Here is a 20,301-nt window from a genome sequence, read left to right as displayed (position 1 = left end):
TAAGAAAAGCGCGAAAAAGGAGCTACATTATGCCTTGGGATGGGCCTTCTTATAGATATCCTTTAATTTTTCAATTGTATTGTGCGTATAAATTTGGGTAGCCGCCAGGCTGCTGTGGCCAAGCAACTCTTTTACTGCATTAAGGTCAGCTCCATTATTAGTCAGATGGGTTGCAAATGTGTGCCTCAGTACGTGAGGACTTTTCTTCTTCACCGTAGTTACCTGCGAAAGGTTTGCTTTCACGACATTATACACGTATTTTGGATATAAAGGCTTCCCTTTTTCATTTATAAAAAAGGTAGAACACGCCGTTTCGAAAACCAATTTCTTTTTACTGTCAATATATTGGGTTAATTGAGTAATAAGATCTTTTGATATTGGTATTATTCTTTCTTTATTTCCTTTACCCAAAACTTTAACCTGGCAGTTCGCAAAATCTATTTGGCTGTCTTTCAGGTTTATCAGTTCACTTAAACGCATGCCGGTAGCATAAAATAAATCCAACAATAATTTATCAGTCAGGCCTTTCCAGGTATCAGGAAACTCAACATACTGTTGTAAAGTATCCATGTCATTCTGCGCTACAAAAGAAGGAAGTCGCTTACCAACTTTTGGGGCAGCAATAGTAGTCATGGGACTTTGCTTTACCTCACCCATTTTCATCTGGTACTTAAAAAAAGACTTAAGCGAAGATATTTTGCGGTTTAGACTTTTGGGAGTCATAGCATCATTTCGCATTTCTGCAAGCCACGAGCGTATAAAACCGGGAGCGATAGCAGCAACCAGTGGACTATCATATTGACTTTCCAGAAAGGCAAAAAACTGCTCAAGATCAGTCTGGTAAGATATAATAGTGTGCTGTGAATATCGCTTTTCAAACTGCAAATATTCCAGAAACGACTGTACTTGAGGATACTTGGTGGAATTCATAAAAAAACTGATAGCATAAAGCTAACTTACTTTACGCTATCAGTTAAATATGTTAATAAAACACTGAAATTAATCTTCAAAATCACCGTTTGCCATCTTTTGACGGTAAACTGCTTTCAGCACTTGCGTTCTGCGTTCAACAGAAGGTTTCATGAAAGACTGGCGCGCTCTTAATTGCAACAAGATTTTTGATTTTTCAAACTTCTTTTTATACTTTTTGAGTGCTTTGTCTATATTTTCGCAATCTTTTGAATCAATAATCAACATAATAAATATCTCCTTTGATAGATTTTTGGAGAGCAAAGGTAAGGGAAGCTTTGAAATTTCCAAAAAACTCAATAAAATTTAAAAAGAACGGTAATTTGCAGATATGTTTACAGGAATTATTGAAGCATTTGGAATTATACAATCTATTGATAAGCAAGGAACTAATGCTACTTTTTGGATATCGTCACCTATTTCTCACGAATTAAAAATTGATCAGAGCGTTTCGCATAATGGCGTTTGCCTGACTGTCGAGGAAGTAAAAGAAGGTTTGCACCGCGTGACTGCAATAGAAGAAACGTTAAAAAAAACAAACCTTTCCGTATGGCAGCAAGGAACTTTAGTAAATCTTGAAAGGTGCATGATGATGAACGGACGCATTGATGGGCATATCGTGCAAGGTCATGTTGATACAACTGCTGTTTGCATTGAAAAAAAAGATGCGGATGGAAGTTGGGAATTCCGGTTTGAATTTCCCTCGGAGTTTGCAGCGCTTATAATTGAAAAAGGATCTGTCAGCTTAAACGGAATAAGTCTTACGGTTTTTAATGTAGATGGTAATTCTTTTTCTGTAGCCATTATTCCTTACACTTACACTCACACCAATATACAACAGGTAAAAGAAGGCAGCACTGTAAATATAGAATTTGATATGATCGGAAAATATGTAAACAGAATGTTAGCGTTACCCAAATAATATGAATAAAGTGGCTCCTTCGGTTGGTATAGGTATATTAAACTGGAACGGTAAAAAATTTTTAGAAGCCTTACTGCCACAGCTTAATAATCTAACTTATCCCAATTACAACATTTATGTCATAGACAATACCAGCAGCGATGATTCTATTGCTTATATCAGCAAATATCATCCTAATGTAAAAGTTATTGCCCTCGATAAAAATTACGGTTTTGCAGCGGGCTATAACAGGGGATTTGCACATATGCCTGAAGAGTACTACCTCATGCTTAATTCTGATGTGGAAGTGCCTGCCGGCTTCATCAAGCCATTGGTTGAAATGATGGAGGAAGACATCAATATTGCAATTTGTCAGCCCAAGCTCCTTTCGCTCACAAACCCTCAAATGCTCGAGCATGGAGGTGCGGCAGGAGGCATGATTGATTTTTTAGGTTACCCTTTTTGTCGTGGAAGAATATTCGACACAAGTGAGCCAGACAATCAGCAGTACAGCACTTCTGCTGACATTTTTTGGGCAAGCGGAGCCTGCTGCTTGGTACGAAAAGACGCCTATTGGAAGATAAATGGTATGTACGAATTTTTTTTTATGCATTCCGAAGAGATAGACATGTGCTGGCGGTTGATAACAACAGGATATAAAATACAGTATTGCCCGACTTCTTATATCTATCATTTGGGTGGTGGCTCGTTAGCTTATCAATCTCCTCGAAAAACGTATCTTAATTTCAGGAACAATATCATTATGTGTTTTCGAAATTCTCCCTGGTATGTTCTCACCTGGTTGTTGCCAGTTAGAATTGTTTTAGATACAATAGCATCGTTTAAGTTTCTTGCAGAGGGCGACAAGAGCAATTGCAAAGCAGTTTTCAGAGCTTACCTCGATTTTATGAAATGGCTCGTAAATGAAAAGAATAAATTTCCTGCAAATAAAAAATCTCTTTTATCTATCCCTACGGTATTGAAAAAATCGATTGTGTGGGAATATTATATTAAAAAGAACAAATACTATAGCAAGATAAAAAGGTGATGAAACATTTTCTTAAAATAGAAAATAAACTTTCTTGCACTTCTTTTAACTTTTTTACTTGTTTTATTTTGTAAAAGAAAATTTGGGTACAGGCATTTGTTTTTATTGCTTCATTTGTTGCGACGCATTTCGTTCATCTTTATATCTTTAAGCAACCATTTCATTTTATTATAATAAGTTGACATCTTTTGAATTAATGATAAAATGTAAGTAAAACATATTTCGCAACCTATGACCTTACAACCGGCAAAACTAAAGCCTTACTTCCTTCTGCTGGTTATTCTGTTATTAGCATTTCTTCCTGTAAGCACTTTTTATTTCGGAATGAAGAATGATGCTTTCAGTGATAATTTCCCCAATAAATATTTTTTTACGGAGGCAATTCATTCAGGCTTCTTACCATTATGGAACCCATACCTCAACTTTGGATTTCCAATTTACGCTGACCCTGGTTTTGCATTTTGGAATCCAATCACCTGGTTTTTTGGTGTTGTTGTCGGTTATAATGCCTATACCCTTACTATTGAGGTTTTATTATATATTTATATAGCAGGAATAAGTATGTACCGCCTAGGTAAGTATTTTAATTTTACTTGCCCGATAGCAATTACCCTTGCATGTACGTATATGTGTAGTGGGTTCTTTTCGGGAGAATTGCAACATATCAATTTCTTAACTGCTGCTGCTTTTCTTCCGTTCCTTTTACAGCAGTTTCTTGTTCTGTTTAATAAGCCAAACCTTCAAAATGCAATTCTTTTTTCTCTTGCCATCTATATGACTTTTGCAGGCGGGCATCCTGCCATGCCTATTGGAACAGTTTATTTTTTAGTCACCTTAACTATTGCTGTAGTCATCATTTTTAGTAAAATGAAAAGGGAAAGCGTGAAGGTATTCTTGCAATATTATCTTCTTTCTATCTTCATTTTTATCCTGCTTTATTCACCTGCCATTTATAGTATTGGAAGTATTATCAACGAGTATAGGAGGGGCGCTGCTTTAGCTCAGTTTGGTGAAACGGCTTATGGGTTTTCTCCTGCTTCATACTTATCTTTTCTTTTTCCTTTTTCCACCGTAAAAGATGCTTCTTTTTTAACTGATGACCTGTCTATGAGAAATGTATTTTTTTCTCTTGCAGGATTTGCTTTTGTCTTATGCCAGTTAAAAAACAAAAACTACCTGGTTCGTTCGTTATTGCTATCTGCCATTGTTATGTTGATCTTAAGCAGTGGTGGGTATATAAAAGGTGTATTGTATTCATGCTTACCGTTGCTACAGTATATCAGAACCAATGGTGAATTTCGAATATTTTCTATCCTCTGCTTTTGTTGCATAGCAGGCTTTGGGCTAAATGAGTTAGAGATAAATCCGGGAAAAATTTACGTAAGGTATAGAAGTATTATAATGATATTTCTCGTAATTAGTTTATCGGTGATTTTATTTACCTCAGCTAAAAGCTTCGAAACCCTACCGCATTTATTTTCGATAAATGATAGATCGCCTATAACAGCAATAAAAGCTTTTATTACTAAACTGACTTTTTATAATACACTTCTAATAAGTGCTGTAGTCCAATTTATTGTCGTTTTACTTTTACTTTCTGCAAAAACAAATACCAAAAAGATTGCTTTTATTATTATTGCTGACCTGGTTATCAATAGTATTGCTTATCTGCCATTTACCGGTGTTGGAACCGTTACTCTATCAAAAATTCAGGAAGCCTATAATACCAGTAAAAAAGGGGTAATTATTCCTCCCCTGGTTTCTGTAAAGAACATTGATACCTTTTCAGGACAAAAAACAGGTCTTGTCGGAAGTTCCTCATTTTACAACAAAAAAATTGGCATAACACGCCTTACAGATTATCCATCTTATTTCTCAAACACGGAGAATTATTTTAAAAGCGGTTTTGCTGATACTATAAACAATCTGCCTTATGTTTTTTTAAAAAAGAATATTGCTGACCATATAAATACCGAAAACCATTTTGATACACCTATAGCCGTTGATTTTTTTTCACCGCAGAAAATACATATTACAGTTAATGTATCTCAACCAGATTCTCTTGTATTTCTTCAAAATCATTATAAATTTTGGAAAGCTAAGGTAGATGGACGACCGGCTCCTGTAAACAAATCTTTCATCACCTTTATGTCTGTACCAGTAGATAAAGGAAGACATCTTGTAGAATTTTATTATGAAGATAGATGGCTCATTGTATTTGTTATTTTAAGTATCAGCACCTTTATAACTCTTATAATATACCTGCTTCGTAAACCACTCGTGAGCCAATTATATCGTTAGTTCGTTGTTAAGACTTCATTTTTCTAATATTTATAGAAAAAGATATATAGCATTACAACAGTGGAATGGAGCGTCGCAACCGAAGCTTCATGTGACTACAAATGCCTGCGTCCAAAATTTAATATTATTTCAAATACTATCTCAAATAGCTCTTCCCTTCATAGCTGAGCTTACTGCCTGGTCCATAGCTCGCTCTGCATAGGGACGACTGATGTCATTCAACTCTTCCACTTTTTTATGAATAAGATCTTTATCTTCCATAGTAAGCGCAAGTTGCAGCGCCTGCATGGCCTCTGCTGTTTGTATGAGTTCGTGCTGGGTCAGTAAAGACGCATTTTTGCCAATAAATTTTTCTGTGGTTTGAAGCAATTGCTCACCTTCTGTTCTTGCCTCGACAAGTGCACGTTTTGCAATATCGTCTTTTGCGTGAGTCAGACTGTCAAGCAACATTTTTTCTACCTCCATGTCACTTAGTCCATACTGAGGTTTCACTTCGACGCTTTGCTCAACACCGCTGCGCAGTTCCTTTGCTTTTACTACTAAAATTCCATCAGCATTGATTAAAAAGGAGACTTCCACTTTTGGTAACCCGGCAGGCATGCCGGGTATGCCTGATAAATTTAATTCAGCCAGTTTGCGGTTGTCCTGCACCAGATCCCTTTCTCCCTGGAAGACAGTGATGCGCATGCTACTTTGGCCATCTTTATGGGTGGTGTATTGTCTTCCCGCTTTGGTTGGTATTTTTGAATTACGTGGAATTAATACATCCATTAAACCTCCCATTGTCTCAATGCCAAGACTAAGGGGAGTAATATCAAGCAACAAAAATTCTTTGTTATTTCCGGCAAGTATGTCTGCCTGTACTGCAGCGCCTAAAGCGACTACTTCATCAGGGTTTACAGTATCATTTACCGGGCTTCCAAAAAAATCGCTCACTGCTTTTTTTACCGCGGGCACCCTGGTGCTGCCACCTACCATTACCACGCTGTCGATTTGCTGTACATCAACCTTTGCGTCGGCTATTGCGTTGCGGCAACTTTGTATTGTTCGTTCTATCAATGGCGCTGCAAGGCTTTCAAATTCTTGCTTTGATAGTTTTAGAGATATATTTTCGACTTTAGCTTCAAAGTTCTCATTGCTGCTCAAGTATTTTTTTGCTTCTTCAGCTTTTAATCTAAGGGCCTGCGAAAGTTCTTTATTAGCAGAAATCTCAGTTTCTGAAATGCCTGATTGTTTCATCCAATAATGAACAATCAGGCGGTCAAAATCGTCTCCACCGAGGTAGGTATCCCCATTTGTACTTAACACTTCAAATATTCCATTTGTTATTTGTAATATAGAAATATCAAAAGTGCCACCTCCTAAATCATATACAGCAATTGTTTTTATTTCCTCTTTGCCCAGACCCAGACCGTAAGCAAGGCTTGCAGCTGTTGGTTCATTAATAATTCGCAGCACATCAAGGCCCGCTAACTTTCCGGCATCGCGTGTAGCCTGGCGCTGTGCATCATTAAAGTAAGCAGGCACTGTAATTACCGCTTTTGTTACGGGAGTTTTCAGAATATGCTCTGCCCGCTGCTTCAGCTCTTTTAAAATAAAAGAAGACAAATCTATAGGAGAATAAAACTTGTCGCCCACCTGTACTTTTACAAGACTTTCGGTGTTGTCGTCAATTACTTTAAAGGTAAAAAAAGAGGCGTTGTCTTTAATATCGTTATAGCTTTTACCCATCAACCGTTTGGCGCTAAAAATTGTGTTATGCGGTTCTGTTACAAGGTATTGCTTTGCTTCTTCACCCACAGTTATATTACCAGTTTTATCAAAGTGCACAATACTGGGCACAAGGCTACTGCTGTTATGTTCTTTAAGTGCAACAGGCTGCCTGTTTTCAGGATGAATAATTGCTACAAGACTGTTTGTAGTTCCCAGGTCAATTCCCACGATCATCTCTTCTTTTTGTAAACTTCCGGTAGCTATATTGATTCCTATTTTGGCCATTACAATAATAATTTGCTGCAAATGTAGCATAAAGCAGGGCTATGGTTTTTTGAAACGGGAATAAGAGTAGGATGGAAGAAGATAGGATGTAGGAATAATAGTTTTTCCAATTACCTTTTATATCTTTAGCCGGCCCTGATGCATCGGGTATCTGGCGCCTGCTATAATAAAGTTCTCTCATCCATAATTTATCTCTTCTAATGAACACAACTGTAAAAATTTTAAAGATAGAAGTTCTTTCCGACAATTGGTATACGTTAAGAAAAGTTACTTATGAATATTTAAAGAAAGATGGTGTCTGGCAGACGCAAAGCCGTGAAGCTTATGACCGTGGTAATGGAGCCACAATACTTCTTTATAATAAAGAATATAAAACAGTAATTCTAACCCGGCAATTTAGAATGCCGACATTTATAAACGGAAACCCGGGCGGTATGCTGATTGAAGCATGCGCAGGACTTTTAGACAAAGACAATCCCGAAGATTGTATAAGGCGTGAGACAGAAGAAGAAACAGGATACAAAGTTACTGATGTAAGAAAAATTTTTGAGGCATATATGTCTCCGGGATCAGTAACTGAAATTTTGTATTTTTTTGTAGCGGAATACTCCGGGCAAATGAAAGTAAACGATGGAGGTGGCATAGAACATGAACAAGAGGATATTGAAGTTTTGGAGATTACCCTTGATGAAGCTTTGAAAATGATTGAGTGTGGAGAAATTAAAGACGGCAAAACAATTATGTTACTTCAATACGCTAAACTTCAAAATCTTGTATAACACATGCAAAGTGGCCAGCCTTAATATCCTAACGTACATGATGATGGCAAGGCCTCTCAACAACAGCCAGATTCTGTGCTTTAATTTTCAATTAAGCTTCCTATCTTTAACTTAAGTCGCTGCTAGCCAGTAAGCATTTTTGCAGCATCTTTTTTACATTTTAATAATTTATTCATTTATTCTTTACCACGCTTTAAAAGAAGTCATATGAACAAACTTTTCTCATTACTTATTCTCTCACAAATTTCCTTTTGTGCTTTTGCTCAAAACAATGTGCTTCCTGCAGAGGTACAAATAAAACTTGCGTTGCTAAGCGCCCCGGCAGAAAAGAAAGATAGTGCTGCAGTGTATGGTTATTCAGCTAATAAAGAACTTGTCTTATTACGAAAAGGCACTAATGAGTTGATTTGCCTGGCTGATGATCCTAATCAACCGGGTCTGTCTGTCGCCTGTTATCATAAAGATCTAGAGCCGTTTATGCAACGGGGCCGCGAACTAAGAAAACTTGGTAAAACTTTTAAAGAAATCTTTGATACAAGGGAAAACGAAGTAAAAGCCGGCAAATTGCAAATGCCTAAACAGCCCTCAACATTATATGTGTACTCTGCATCGAAAGAAGAATATAACGATACAACGGGCGAGGTAAAAAAAGGCTACCTCAGGTCTGTTATTTATATTCCTTATGCAACTACAAAGAGTACCGGATTGCCACTGAAACCAGAAGCGCCTGGCATGCCATGGATGATGAATCCCGGAACTCATGCCGCTCATATTATGATTAATCCGCCTGAACAATAGCCCGCCTGAAATCTGATAATGAAGTTTTTACAGGATTTATATTAATAAAAAGGATATAATTTTTTAAAAACGAAAGATAACTTCAGTAGTTATTTTCTACATGTATCCTATCTTGATTCTCCCATTCTTTATCCAGCAGGGTAATTGGTAGCAGAAATACGAAATAAGATTATATGAGATTAAAAATAATGAGTGCTGTTAAAACTATTATGGCGAATGGATAAAAAAGAAAAAACAATAATTATTGCCTGTATTATTACTACTGCTATAGCAGGCTTTTTACATTATTCTCATGCAAATGCCGTAGTAGGTTTTACAGTAACTGCAGGTGCGCTTGCGCTGTTAGCTATGATTGTAGGTGATGCTACAGAACAACTTGGTAGCCGCATGGGCCCTGGTGCTACAGGTATTTTGCAATCTGCACTTGGCAATCTTCCTGAATTGTTTGTGTGCATTTTTGCTCTAAGGGCAGGGCTTGATAAAGTTGTTCAGGCAGCCCTGATAGGTTCTATTTTAGGAAATTCATTATTGGTTTTTGGTTTAGCCATATTTATTGGTGGTCTTAAAAATGGCACACAGCATTTTAAAACGGAACCCCCACGAATGATCGCTACTTTAATGATACTCGCTTTTGCTGCTTTGGCAATTCCTACACTAACCCATTATTTGCATACTTCTGCAGATGCTCATATCAATGCATTAGATATTTTCGTGGCCATTATTTTACTTCTCATTTTTGTTGCAAGTCTTTATTTTTCTTTGAAAGGAGACAAATCAGTGGTTTCACAAAAAGAGGGAAAAGAAAAGCCTCATGCTGCATGGTCTCTTGGTCTTACGATTGCGGTGCTAGCAATGGCTGGCCTGGGAGCAGCATTTGTTTCCGACTGGTTTGTGGAGGCGCTTAAGCCTGCAATGAAGACGCTTGGTATTAATGATACTTTTGCAGGTCTCGTAATTGTCGCTCTCGCCGGTAATGCTATTGAAAATCTCGTAGGTATCCAGTTGTCTTACCGCAACCAGGCAGATTATGCTGTCAGTGTTATTTTAAATAGCTCTTTACAAATTGCACTGGGCTTGTTTCCGTTGCTGGTACTACTGTCATTTATTTTGGGAGGAGCAATTTTGTCTTTTGTGTTAACACCTCTCTTGCTGGCTTGTTTTGCTTTAGCTGTAATTGTAAGCGCCTTTATTGTCTTTGACGGCGAATCAATCTGGCTCGAAGGTTTAGCTTTGGTAGGACTCTATTGTTTAATAGCAGCGGCTTTTTGGTGGGGATAAGTTATTAGGAATGCTATTTGCAATGCAAGTTTTATAGCATTTGCCTCCATTCATTAATAGAATTGGTGGAAAGTTTTGTCTTAAATCATACTCTTTCAATTATATTTAGGAGTGATGAGATGATTATAATGGAAAAAAATACGTTATTAAACAAAAAAATCAGCATTTTTGCAAGCACACGACAATCAGTTGCATGAAGAATAAGCTTTACCAGCATTTTGTGAAAAATAAACAGCAAGGTCAAAAATCTCTTGCTGTATTAATTGACCCGGATAAGGTTGATAAGTATAAGATCGAGAAGTTAGTTACGCTTGCAGTTGATTCAAAAGTTGATTATTTGTTTGTAGGAGGAAGCCTAATTATCTCAAACGATCTCGATGAATGTATTCAACAGATTAAATCTTCATGTCACATACCTGTGATCCTCTTTCCGGGGAGTCCCGCACAGGTTAGTAAGTATGCAGATGCCCTGTTATATCTTTCACTTGTTTCGGGTCGTAATCCGGAGTTACTTATAGGCCAGCATGTCGTAAGCGCACCTTTTGTTCGCAAGAGTGGCCTTGAAATAATGCCAACCGGTTATATGGTAATAGACGGTGGTGCACCAACTACTGTTTCATACATATCAAATGCCACCCCAATACCCTCAGATAAAAATGAGATTGCTCTTTGTACCGCTATGGCCAGTGAAATGCTGGGGATGAAACTGATTTATATGGATGCCGGCAGTGGAGCGAAAAGGCCTATCACGGAAAGTATGATTGAGATGGTATCGAGTCATATAGAGGCGCCTCTTATTATTGGTGGAGGAATAACCTATCCTGAGAAAGCTTATTTAAACTGTAAAGCAGGCGCTGACGTAATTGTTATTGGAAATGCAATAGAAAAAGATCCATCATTGATTAAAGAGATGGCAGCTGCTATTCATAGCCTTGCTGTGCCTGTTTAAGCAATAATAATGCGTAAGCTGTAAGAACTTACTCTTCACTTTTTAGGCTTGGAGCTAGTTTTTGTGTAGTTTTATTCAGATCAGCGGCGACGTTATAAATAAGGTTAAACTGGTCTACAAACGATTTCAGGTCAAACAACTGCTTGCGCGTAGAGGTTTCCAGAAACCCTTGTTCCAATTCATTTCTTCTTTTCTGTAGTAATGCGTTGGCTCGTTCATTTAGTATCCTGAGTGAGTCATGCTCATTTATGTTTTTGATAGTTACATCTTTATTATTGAGACAGTTTATAGCATTCGTAAAATTATCTTCTATATCTTCTATCACTTTTTCAAAGTCATCAGAGTTATAAGGTATGATTTGCATTTGTATGTAATAAGACAATGTAGCAATGTAGGATGTGAGTGTGTGGGTAAGCACTACAAACTGGTGTAGCATTTCAACTCCTTTCTGCTGGGTTTTAGGCTCAGATAACATTCGGTTAAATGCATCGGACAAATTAGCCAATGCAACCAATGCATTCTTTCTTGCAACTTTTTGCGCTGACGGCGTTATTGTTTTACCGCTAAACTCGGCTGCAATAACAGAAAAATATTCTTTAGCTTCTAAAAGCATATCCGTCATTACAGGTTTAATTTTTTTTCTTTCCCATGAAGGAAATAGAAAGATGCTGGCAATAAAAGCAATCGAAGATCCAATCAGTGTATCTAGCAGGCGGTCTTTAAGTAAAATTTTAAAATCTAAAGGGTTTAGTAAATGATAAAATAGCAAGAGGTATGGTGTCATTAATAAAACGCTTACAAAATAATTAGTTCTCATAAAAGTATAGCTAGCTGTCATAAACAGTATAAGCAATACAAGTAAGACGACACTGTTATTAGTAGTAAGTAAAATGGCGACGCCAATAATAATTCCTGCTAGAGTTCCAGCAATTCTGTCTCTGTTCCTTTTCTTTGTAAGACTAAAAGCTGGCTTTAAAATAACAATTATGGTGAGAAGAATCCAATAGCTATGTCCTATTTTAAAAAGTTGTGTTACCAGAAATCCTGCCATTACTGCTATGCTCACCCGCATGGAATGGCGAAAAGTATCTGATTTAAACGTAAGGTTATCAAAAAAGATACGTGAAGTAATTTCCTGTGAAGAAATCATTTTTTCGTACCCTGAGTCCGTTACAATTCTTTTTTTTAACCTATTTTCTGAGTAAGTATATTTTTCAAGGGTAGTCAGGCGGTCAGACAAATCCTGAATATTTTCAAGAATGCGCCTGAGACTAATAAAACCGTCAATATTATCAGGTTTAAGATAGGTTAGGCGCAAATTATCAAGCTTTTCCCTTGTTGTAACTATCTGCTCTCGCAGGTCATTATCAGAATTATAACGATCGCCACTTTTCACAGCAATACCAACTTCATTAAGATTTTTGGCCAGTTCCTTTGCCAGTAGGTAATAATCGTTTAGAATGTCGGTCTCATCAAAATATTGGTGTAGTCGTGCGTATTCCTGGTGAGACATCATTATTCTTTCAAAAATATCAGCAGCATCTAGGTATATCATGACAAGTCGGCGGCCTATATTAGTCGATTCTTTAACAATACTTCTTGTTTTGAACAGTAATTCGGTTATTTCGGTCTGTTTATGTTGCACGATTGCCTGTTGAAGCAGCAACTGGCGGTATGTGCTTTTGTAGTTTATGTGCTTGTTATAAAGTTCTGATCGGATTTCCAGGTATTCAGCAATAGACTGTATGCAATCTCCGAGTGCCTGCTGTGCAAGCCGGTAAGGGCGAAAACTATACAAGAGCATACTAAAACACATGTACCACAATCCGCCTGAAGCTATGAGGAAAGAATGCTGTATTATCTGTGTAGCTGTTGTAAGGTTAAGGCGGTTGTCGGTTGAAAGTGTAAGAACTATAAGCGTGGCTGTGCCTATTGAGGACGCTCTTGTACCATAAATACCAATCATCGAGAAAAAGAAGCAGCAGGCGAAAAGAAAAAGTGCCAATACTACAGGATAATTTGTAAAAAAACCGGCACATAGGGAGACTAAAAAAATGGAAACAATACAAACGATCATTCCATTTTTACGGTGATGAATAGGGCCGGCACTATCAGTGATACTGACAAATAAGGCACCTAAAGAGATAGAAATGCCTGTAGAAAGCATGTGGAAATAACTCATAATAAATGCAGGAAGCAATACTCCTGTAGTTATTCTCACCCCTTCGCTCAGATGTTGGCTGTTTATAAAACTTTTATATGTTTTTAAATAATCCAAATCTTTTAAAATCGGTTGTTTTCTAAAGTTAGCACGTCTAACGTTAAGACATATTTTTCAGAAAAATAAAATGAACCTCTAAAAAAACAAAATGGCGATCTTTTAGGATCACCGTGTTAAACCTGGAAGTAATAATATTAATCTATACTTTCCCTTCCTAATATTACTCCTAATTTTAAAGTTAATGACATATAAGTATCATTATTATTCGGATTTCCCCGTCTTGGAGGAATTGTTCCGTTTATACTTCTGAGGTATAAAGCTTTGGCATCTGCAGCTGCCTCGGGAGACAGGTTTTTATCAAATGCAGAGGGATCTATATATTTTTGACTGCTTGCGTCATCAAGGTAATCAGTAAAAAGTATGCGATGCATATATTCCAACCGTATATTAAGCCTGGAAGATAATTTATACCGAAGGCCTATCCCTATAGGAACATTGTACTGGTGAAGTTTATAATTAGATACAGAAGGATATTCCGGAAACCCTTCACCTTCTGTATGTAACGGTTTTAGATCTAGCCAGTGCCCGTTATATTGCGTTTGCGGGTTAAAGGAAAACCAGCCAAAACCAGCATCTATATAAGGTTCGGGAGCCCACTTTCGAGGCTGTAGATCAAATAATACTAAGGGACGAAATTCAAATATCAATGCAACTTCAGTTATGTTGGTTCTAAAACTCTGGTTTCTGTTTCTTTTATAATTGGCAATAATAGTGTTTCCTTTAATATCAGCATCAGAAGAGCGTATTTGTCCCCGGCTCCCCTGCAACCGCATTCCTAAATAATTGTGATATACAACTCCGGCAAAAATGTCAACAGAAGGCCTGAAATTTTTTGCTTTAATTTCATTAATGTAGTATTTTTTATCGCCATTAGCGCCCCCTAAGTCAGTTATACAATTCATTGCGCCTATTCCTCCACCCACTTCATAATAAAAAGGACTGGTACTGTAATATTCAGTTTGAAAAAACTGGCTATAAATTTTTGAAAAGCAGCAGGATAGTGTAAGAAATAGAATAACCTTTACTTTTTGCATAAAAATAATTTCAGCTAAATATTCTTTAAAATATAATTTAAGGCTTTTCCAGAATTTTTAAATTATTATTTCTAATAGAATAGAATTTGCATGCTGGTTTTAAACCACATTCAAAACACTTTGGATTTCTGGCTACACATATGTATCTTCCATGCAATATTAGCCAATGATGAGCAATATAGATTAAATTAGTAGGCAAATGTTTAACCAATTGTTTTTCTGCTGCTAAAGGCGTTTTTGCATTGGTAGTGAGACCTATGCGGGCTGCCACCCGGAAAACATGGGTGTCTACAGCCATATTAGGTTGATTATCGACAACAGATGTAATTACATTAGCAGTTTTTCGTCCAACGCCGGGTAATTGTATTAATTCTTCTACCCGCAGTGGTATCTGGCCATTAAACTTTTCCTCCACCATCTGTGCCATCCCAATCAAATGCCTGGTTTTATTTCCGGGAAAGGAAATACTTTTTATTATGTCAAAAAGCGTTTCATACTCCGCATTTGCTAAATCTTTAATAGAAGGATATTTGGCAAAAAGTGCAGGTGTAGTCATGTTTACACGCTTATCAGTGCATTGGGCAGAAAGTATTACTGCAACCAACAATTGATAGGTATCATCAAAAATAAGTTCAGTTTCAGCATCAGGGGCATGTTCCTGAAACCAGGAAATAACAAACCCGTATCTTTCTTTTTTAGTCATAAACTATAAATCGAAGATACGGGTTGAAGATGACTTTATCCAGCGTTCACTTACCGCTGTGCAACCTCACTTGAGGATTTTGCATAATTAAGTATAGCCATTATAGATTGACGCCTGGGACTAGATAGTATTCTACCCAATCCTTGTTTCGTAGCTTTTAGAGCTTCGAATTCTTCTTTAAGATTCCAATCTGCTTGTAAAGCCTTCTCAATAGCTTTTGTCTCTGCTTCAGAAGTTTCATGATACAAGTACTGTATCAAATCTTCGCTTGTATAATTTGCCATAGCTAAAAGAAGTGTTTTTTATTAGGTTTTATAAATTAGCTCGTGCAATAAGAACGCTGTGCGATGTAAAATATTGTAAATGTGCGCTTAATTTTTTTGATCAGCACTATCATTGATTAGAAACAGGTCCTCGTTTGCTCTCTTCAGATAAAATTTTTCCCTTGCAAATTTTTCAAGAATAGCAGGTTTATTATTTAAATCCATCAGATCTTTTTTAGTATTTGCTATTTCTTTTTCATAAAAAGAAGTGCTGGTTTCCAGTTTCTGCAATTCTTGCTTTCTATCCCACTGGGTAAAAAGATCATTCCTGTCAAAAAATAAGATCCATACAATAAATACTATCAGGGATACTGCGTATTTGTTTTTTAAAATCTTAAAAAGAAAGGAAAACCTGTTCATTCACAATAAATAAAATCGTTAACAGTAAAATTAAAAGAAAAATATAATATTAGAAAAATAAATATAATATCTTATTTAATAAACTTAAATCTTCCTTTAGGATAAATCGCATTTTCACCAAGCATTTCTTCAATACGCAATAGCTGGTTATATTTTGCCATCCGGTCTGTACGACTTGCACTTCCGGTTTTAATTTGCCCGCAATTTAATGCAACCGCAAGATCGGCAATGGTGGTGTCTTCAGTCTCACCGCTTCTATGGCTCATGATGGTTGTGTATCCATTTACCTGTGCCAATTGTACAGCATTAATGGTTTCTGTTAATGTGCCAATCTGGTTTACTTTAATCAAAATACTGTTTGCAATACCTTCATCGATACCTCTTTGCAAAATTTTAGTATTTGTAACAAAAAGGTCATCGCCTACCAGTTGTACTTTATTTGCCAAAGCATCTGTAAGTTTTTTCCAGCCTTCCCAGTCTTCTTCCGCCATTCCGTCTTCAATACTTATTATTGGGTATTTATTCGCCCACTCAACCCAGTAATTGACCATTTCATCAATTCCGTACTTTTTACCATCGCTTTTATGAAAATGATAAACACCATCTTTAAACATTTCAGATGTTGCAGCATCAAGGGCAATTCCTATCTGTTCTCCTGGCTTATATCCTGCGGCCTCAATTGCCATTAAAACTGTTTCTATCGCTTCCTCATTACTTTGAATGTTAGGTGCGAAACCGCCTTCATCACCCACATTAGTACTGTAACCTTTCTTTTTCAGAACCGTTTTCAACTGGTGAAAAATTTCAACTCCCCAACGAAGACCTTCACTAAAAGTTTCAGCTCCCACAGGCACAATCATAAACTCCTGGTAGTCTATTTTGTTGTCAGCATGCGCACCTCCATTCAAAATATTCATGAGGGGAATTGGTAGCATGCTGCTGTTAACTCCGCCTATATACTTAAATAATGGTAAACTGCTTTCCTGCGCGGCTGCTTTTGCTACGGCCATACTTACGGCCAGCATTGCATTTGCTCCCAGGTTACCTTTATTCTCAGTTCCATCTATTTCAATCAGCTTTTTATCTATCCCTGCCTGGTCGGTTACAGCCCATCCTAAAAGGGGTTCTGCAATTACGTCGTTTACATTTTTTACGGCCTGCAATACACCTTTGCCACCATATACAGATTTATCGTTATCTCTTAGTTCTACTGCCTCATGTATACCTGTTGATGCTCCGCTTGGTACGGCTGCACGGCCAATAATACCGTCTTCGGTTATCACATCTACTTCTACTGTTGGATTTCCACGGCTGTCTAAAATTTGCCGGGCATGAATGTCTGAAATGTAGCTCATGAGTTGGTTTGATTATGTTTTATTATATTTTTTGAAAGTGGTAATTTATGCGGCAACTATTTTGCTGCTGAGGTTAACCTCCTAAAAATTTCTTCCAGGCTTCCGCCTTCAGTTTGCAAAGAAACGATATTAAGATTATGTTGCAAACTCATTTCCAGCAATTGCTTTTTTACTTCATTTGCATCAGATGATTTTATCTGCCAGCTATAGGTGTCAAGTTTATTTACTCCTATCACACCGTTTAACCTGTTAAGCCATTCTGTTTCCAGAGGTTCTTTAAAAGTAACCTTTACAAAATTTGTAGTTCCTTTTTGTTGCAGGTTTGCAAGCTTATCATCGGCTACCAGCATTCCTTTATTTATAATTATCACCCTGTCGCAAATAGCTTCTACTTCTTGTAATATATGCGATGAAAAAAGAACTGTTTTATCTTTTCCCTGGTTTTTTATTACGTTTCTTATTTCAATTATCTGATTAGGGTCAAGACCGCTGGTCGGCTCATCTAATATTAAAACTTCGGGGTCGTGAATAAGGGCAGCAGCTAACCCTGTTCTTTGCCTGTAACCTTTTGACAACTGGTTTATTTTTTTCTTTTGCTCTACAACTAGTCCTGTAAGCTCAATTACATCTTTTATCCGTTGCTTCTTATTTTTTATCTCATGCACGTCCGATACAAAATCCAGATATTCTTTCACGTACATATCAGTGTATAAAGGATTGGCCTCAGGCAGATAACCGATCTTTTTTTTGGCTTCAATAGGAGCGGCAGCTACATTTATGTTACTGACAGTTGCAACACCACTATCTGGAGCAAGATAGCCCGTTATCATTTTCATTGTGGTTGATTTTCCTGCACCGTTTGGCCCCAGGAAACCAACAATCTCACCCCTTTGAGCTGAAAATGAAATTTTATTAACAGCTATTTGTTCACCATATACCTTCATTAATTCATTTACAACAATTGACATTATACTGGCTGTTATTACTGATTTTATAACTGGAATGAATGTACATAACAAACTATAACCAGTCGCAAAATTACTGTTTAATAACTTATGAGGTATTTAATAAAATATTCTTAGATTATTTAAAGGGTTTACAATAAGTTTTCTCTCTGCGAACCATGGTGTGTCGATGAGTCACGCCTTTCCTTTACAGATACCTGATATACCTGTAGCATTATTTGCAACATGTTTTAAAATTGCAAATGGTCTTTTTGTTGAGCGATAATACAAGCCAGGACACCGTTATGCCAGGAGTGGATTTGGTAAAATATTTACAAGAAATATATTTTACACATTTTAAATGTATTTGTATAAAAGGTTTGACAAGAATGGTAGGAGTAATTTTATTTACGATATGGAAAGCATTAAAAACTTACGCCTTGTTATCGTATTCGCCCTGGAGAGCATACTTGCCGAAAATCAGCAGGCCACCAACCATTATGGGTGTTAAAATAAAAGCATAAATTATAGCAGGAATGATATCTTCCGCGTTATTGCTTTCGAATTTCGGGATCGCCTGGTTTATAATTAAGTAATAACCGCCAGCTAGTCCCAGCAGTATCCATACAATTCCAGCCATTCTTCGAATCTTGTTCATTTTTGATTTTTTTAAAAGTATACATTCTAATCGAACGCATTTTTATCTTTTGCATTTATATACAAGGCACCTATAATAAAACAAACCGCGGCAATAATGATAGGATACCAAAGTCCTTCAAGAAAAGGTTTATCGTAAGGTAGAGCAGTGCCTGCTTTGGTAGCTGCCTCATTTGCCTGCGTAGCTTTTGCTGCAAGAAAAGTTGCTATGGCGGGAAGTAAACCTCCAAAAATACCGTTACCAATGTGATAAGGAAGCGACATAGAAGTGTAGCGTATCTTAACAGGAAACATTTCAACTAAAAATGCGGCAATTGGGCCGTACACCATAGTTACGAAAATTACCTGTACAAATACAAGCCCGACAAGTTTCCAGAACGAACTGTTATCAAGTATGACAGCTTTGGTCATTTTTACATCCATTGGTGGATTTATCTTTACTCCACCCGCTTGTATGGTTTCTTTTTGAGATTCTTTAAACACAGTTCCATCTTCGTATTCTTTGGTAGTAACAGTAGTTCTCTGTATGCTTTCACCTGTCAGAGCTTCGCTTGTCTCTATCTTCATCTTAGCAGGTATTTCCTGTTTATTTTTAAGGCTACCTGCATCGTACATAGATGAGTAAATAGGGCGATAACTAAAAACGGCTACCAGCATCCCCGCAAGCATTATCCATTTTCGACCAATTCTGTCTGATAAGGCACCAAAAACCAAAAAGAACGGAGTACCAAAGCCGAGGCCCAGCATAATAATTTTACTGCCTTGGGTTATATCTATATTTAAAGTGTTTTGTATAAAACTAAGGGCATAAAATTGTCCTGTGTACCAAACCACTCCCTGGCCCATTGTTGCCCCAAATAAAGCCAACAATACAAATTTGAAATTAAGTTTGTGGCCGAAACTTTCCTTTAAAGGATTTTTTGAAGTTTTTCCTTCAGACTTTGCTTTTGCAAAAACCGGCGATTCCCGCATTTTCATTCTTATCATCACCGATATAATTACCATTAAAATCGAGATCCAGAATGGTACTCTCCATCCCCATCGATTAAAGGAGTTCTCATTCATTGAACCTTTTGTTATTATAATTACAAAAAGTGAAATGAACAGTCCCAGCGTTGCCGTGGTTTGTATCCATGACGTGTAAAAACCTCTTTGATGTACTGGCGAATGCTCAGCAACGTAAGTGGCCGCTCCACCGTATTCTCCACCTAATGCAAGCCCTTGTAATAGTCGCAGCAAAAGCACTAAAACAGGAGCTAAAAAACCGATACTATTATAAGACGGAACACAGCCAATCAAAAATGTGGAAAGGCCCATTATAACAAGAGTAACCAAAAAAGTATGTTTTCTCCCGATTAGGTCCCCAAGCCTTCCAAAAAACAGTGCTCCAAATGGGCGTACTACAAAACCTGCGGCAAAAGTGGCAAGCGTACTTAATAAAGCAGCAGTCGGGTTACCAGAAGGAAAAAATTTGGTGGATATAATGGTTGCAAGACTTCCAAATATATAGAAGTCATACCATTCAATTAAAGTACCGAGCGATGACGCAGCAATAATGGCAGAAAGGCTTTTTTTCTCGTTAGTATGCATAGTTGGTATGGCAAAGTATAAATATAAAAGAGT

The 20,301-nt window shown here is 37.1% G+C and carries 19 protein-coding genes; 7 read left to right on the top strand and 12 right to left on the bottom strand.

The genetic code is table 11. The features are described from left to right. Nucleotides 1-27: 27 nt before the first annotated feature. Nucleotides 28-930, bottom strand: coding sequence for a tyrosine-type recombinase/integrase (locus B154_RS0101945; RefSeq protein WP_018611417.1), 903 nt, complete (start codon nucleotides 928-930; stop codon nucleotides 28-30). A 69-nt stretch (nucleotides 931-999) separates the two neighbouring features. Continuing rightward, nucleotides 1,000-1,260 (bottom strand): 30S ribosomal protein S21, encoded by a 261-nt coding sequence (gene rpsU, locus B154_RS0101940; protein WP_245542531.1) that lies wholly within the window; start codon nucleotides 1,258-1,260, stop codon nucleotides 1,000-1,002. 40 nt (nucleotides 1,261-1,300) lie between these two features. Here rpsU and B154_RS0101935 point away from each other — a divergent pair, with 40 nt between their 5' ends. The 3 genes from B154_RS0101935 (at nucleotide 1,301) to B154_RS0101925 (ending at nucleotide 5,219) form a co-directional block, all read left to right on the top strand. Then, the gene (locus tag B154_RS0101935) at nucleotides 1,301-1,891 is read left to right on the top strand and encodes a riboflavin synthase (RefSeq protein WP_018611415.1); all 591 of its coding nucleotides are present in this window, start codon (nucleotides 1,301-1,303) and stop codon (nucleotides 1,889-1,891) included. A 1-nt stretch (nucleotide 1,892) separates the two neighbouring features. After that, entirely contained in the window at nucleotides 1,893-2,918 is a 1,026-nt protein-coding gene (locus B154_RS0101930) for a glycosyltransferase family 2 protein (protein WP_018611414.1), read from the top strand. A 231-nt stretch (nucleotides 2,919-3,149) separates the two neighbouring features. Then, entirely contained in the window at nucleotides 3,150-5,219 is a 2,070-nt protein-coding gene (locus B154_RS0101925; protein ID WP_018611412.1) for a glycosyltransferase family protein, read from the top strand. Between the two features lie 141 nt (nucleotides 5,220-5,360). On the opposite strand, the gene hscA is transcribed toward B154_RS0101925, so the two are convergent. Continuing rightward, on the bottom strand, nucleotides 5,361-7,217 hold the full coding sequence (gene hscA / locus B154_RS0101920; protein ID WP_026259897.1) for a Fe-S protein assembly chaperone HscA: 1,857 nt from the start codon (nucleotides 7,215-7,217) through the stop codon (nucleotides 5,361-5,363). 200 nt (nucleotides 7,218-7,417) lie between these two features. On the opposite strand from hscA, the gene nudK reads away from it, so the two are divergent. The 4 genes from nudK to B154_RS0101900 all read left to right on the top strand — a co-directional run bounded on the left by nudK (nucleotide 7,418) and on the right by B154_RS0101900 (nucleotide 11,021). Next, nucleotides 7,418-7,996, top strand: a complete 579-nt coding sequence (nudK, locus tag B154_RS0101915; protein WP_018611409.1) for a GDP-mannose pyrophosphatase NudK — start codon at nucleotides 7,418-7,420, stop codon at nucleotides 7,994-7,996. A 207-nt stretch (nucleotides 7,997-8,203) separates the two neighbouring features. Further along, nucleotides 8,204-8,794 (top strand): hypothetical protein, encoded by a 591-nt coding sequence (locus tag B154_RS0101910; protein WP_018611408.1) that lies wholly within the window; start codon nucleotides 8,204-8,206, stop codon nucleotides 8,792-8,794. 216 nt (nucleotides 8,795-9,010) lie between these two features. Further along, nucleotides 9,011-10,072, top strand: coding sequence for a calcium/proton exchanger (gene cax / locus B154_RS0101905; protein ID WP_018611406.1), 1,062 nt, complete (start codon nucleotides 9,011-9,013; stop codon nucleotides 10,070-10,072). Nucleotides 10,073-10,265: 193 nt separating this feature from the next. Then, a complete protein-coding gene (locus B154_RS0101900; RefSeq protein ID WP_018611405.1) occupies nucleotides 10,266-11,021 on the top strand; it encodes a phosphoglycerol geranylgeranyltransferase in 756 nt (251 codons plus the stop codon). Between the two features lie 28 nt (nucleotides 11,022-11,049). Here B154_RS0101900 and B154_RS27410 read toward each other — a convergent pair whose 3' ends face one another. From B154_RS27410 to B154_RS0101855, 9 genes are all read right to left on the bottom strand, one after another. Beyond that, a complete protein-coding gene (locus B154_RS27410) occupies nucleotides 11,050-13,299 on the bottom strand; it encodes an FUSC family membrane protein (RefSeq protein ID WP_018611404.1) in 2,250 nt (749 codons plus the stop codon). A gap of 137 nt (nucleotides 13,300-13,436) precedes the next feature. Then, nucleotides 13,437-14,336, bottom strand: coding sequence for an outer membrane beta-barrel protein (locus B154_RS0101890; protein WP_018611403.1), 900 nt, complete (start codon nucleotides 14,334-14,336; stop codon nucleotides 13,437-13,439). Nucleotides 14,337-14,373: 37 nt separating this feature from the next. Continuing rightward, a complete protein-coding gene (gene nth / locus B154_RS0101885; protein ID WP_018611401.1) occupies nucleotides 14,374-15,039 on the bottom strand; it encodes an endonuclease III in 666 nt (221 codons plus the stop codon). Nucleotides 15,040-15,089: 50 nt separating this feature from the next. Then, nucleotides 15,090-15,323, bottom strand: coding sequence for a hypothetical protein (locus B154_RS0101880; protein ID WP_018611399.1), 234 nt, complete (start codon nucleotides 15,321-15,323; stop codon nucleotides 15,090-15,092). Nucleotides 15,324-15,410: 87 nt separating this feature from the next. Beyond that, a complete protein-coding gene (locus tag B154_RS0101875; RefSeq protein ID WP_018611398.1) occupies nucleotides 15,411-15,722 on the bottom strand; it encodes an FtsB family cell division protein in 312 nt (103 codons plus the stop codon). Between the two features lie 71 nt (nucleotides 15,723-15,793). Beyond that, the gene (gene eno / locus B154_RS0101870) at nucleotides 15,794-17,077 is read right to left on the bottom strand and encodes a phosphopyruvate hydratase (protein WP_018611397.1); all 1,284 of its coding nucleotides are present in this window, start codon (nucleotides 17,075-17,077) and stop codon (nucleotides 15,794-15,796) included. A 56-nt stretch (nucleotides 17,078-17,133) separates the two neighbouring features. Beyond that, a complete protein-coding gene (gene gldA / locus B154_RS0101865; RefSeq protein WP_018611396.1) occupies nucleotides 17,134-18,045 on the bottom strand; it encodes a gliding motility-associated ABC transporter ATP-binding subunit GldA in 912 nt (303 codons plus the stop codon). A gap of 409 nt (nucleotides 18,046-18,454) precedes the next feature. Beyond that, nucleotides 18,455-18,679, bottom strand: a complete 225-nt coding sequence (locus B154_RS0101860) for a DUF6814 family protein (protein ID WP_018611395.1) — start codon at nucleotides 18,677-18,679, stop codon at nucleotides 18,455-18,457. Nucleotides 18,680-18,705: 26 nt separating this feature from the next. Next, nucleotides 18,706-20,268, bottom strand: a complete 1,563-nt coding sequence (locus B154_RS0101855; protein ID WP_018611394.1) for an MFS transporter — start codon at nucleotides 20,266-20,268, stop codon at nucleotides 18,706-18,708. Nucleotides 20,269-20,301 lie beyond the last annotated feature (33 nt).

Source organism: Segetibacter koreensis DSM 18137 (assembly GCF_000374045.1).
In the GTDB taxonomy this organism is placed as follows: Bacteria; Bacteroidota; Bacteroidia; order Chitinophagales; family Chitinophagaceae; genus Segetibacter; species Segetibacter koreensis.
This window is presented reverse-complemented; position numbering and strand designations above follow the sequence as displayed.

Excerpts from the sequence above, each read along its gene's own strand:
- eno (WP_018611397.1), bottom strand. The coding sequence starts at position 17,077 with ATGAGCTACATTTCAGACATTCATGCCCGGCAAATTTTAGACAGCCGT.
- B154_RS0101910 (WP_018611408.1), top strand. The coding sequence starts at position 8,204 with ATGAACAAACTTTTCTCATTACTTATTCTCTCACAAATTTCCTTTTGT.
- nudK (WP_018611409.1), top strand. The coding sequence starts at position 7,418 with ATGAACACAACTGTAAAAATTTTAAAGATAGAAGTTCTTTCCGACAAT.
- B154_RS0101855 (WP_018611394.1), bottom strand. The coding sequence starts at position 20,268 with ATGCATACTAACGAGAAAAAAAGCCTTTCTGCCATTATTGCTGCGTCA.
- B154_RS0101930 (WP_018611414.1), top strand. The coding sequence starts at position 1,893 with ATGAATAAAGTGGCTCCTTCGGTTGGTATAGGTATATTAAACTGGAAC.
- cax (WP_018611406.1), top strand. The coding sequence starts at position 9,011 with ATGGATAAAAAAGAAAAAACAATAATTATTGCCTGTATTATTACTACT.
- B154_RS0101875 (WP_018611398.1), bottom strand. The coding sequence starts at position 15,722 with ATGAACAGGTTTTCCTTTCTTTTTAAGATTTTAAAAAACAAATACGCA.
- B154_RS0101860 (WP_018611395.1), bottom strand. The coding sequence starts at position 18,679 with ATGAACAAGATTCGAAGAATGGCTGGAATTGTATGGATACTGCTGGGA.
- B154_RS0101880 (WP_018611399.1), bottom strand. The coding sequence starts at position 15,323 with ATGGCAAATTATACAAGCGAAGATTTGATACAGTACTTGTATCATGAA.
- hscA (WP_026259897.1), bottom strand. The coding sequence starts at position 7,217 with ATGGCCAAAATAGGAATCAATATAGCTACCGGAAGTTTACAAAAAGAA.
- B154_RS0101935 (WP_018611415.1), top strand. The coding sequence starts at position 1,301 with ATGTTTACAGGAATTATTGAAGCATTTGGAATTATACAATCTATTGAT.
- nth (WP_018611401.1), bottom strand. The coding sequence starts at position 15,039 with ATGACTAAAAAAGAAAGATACGGGTTTGTTATTTCCTGGTTTCAGGAA.
- B154_RS0101925 (WP_018611412.1), top strand. The coding sequence starts at position 3,150 with ATGACCTTACAACCGGCAAAACTAAAGCCTTACTTCCTTCTGCTGGTT.
- gldA (WP_018611396.1), bottom strand. The coding sequence starts at position 18,045 with ATGTCAATTGTTGTAAATGAATTAATGAAGGTATATGGTGAACAAATA.
- B154_RS0101900 (WP_018611405.1), top strand. The coding sequence starts at position 10,266 with ATGAAGAATAAGCTTTACCAGCATTTTGTGAAAAATAAACAGCAAGGT.
- B154_RS0101945 (WP_018611417.1), bottom strand. The coding sequence starts at position 930 with ATGAATTCCACCAAGTATCCTCAAGTACAGTCGTTTCTGGAATATTTG.
- B154_RS0101890 (WP_018611403.1), bottom strand. The coding sequence starts at position 14,336 with ATGCAAAAAGTAAAGGTTATTCTATTTCTTACACTATCCTGCTGCTTT.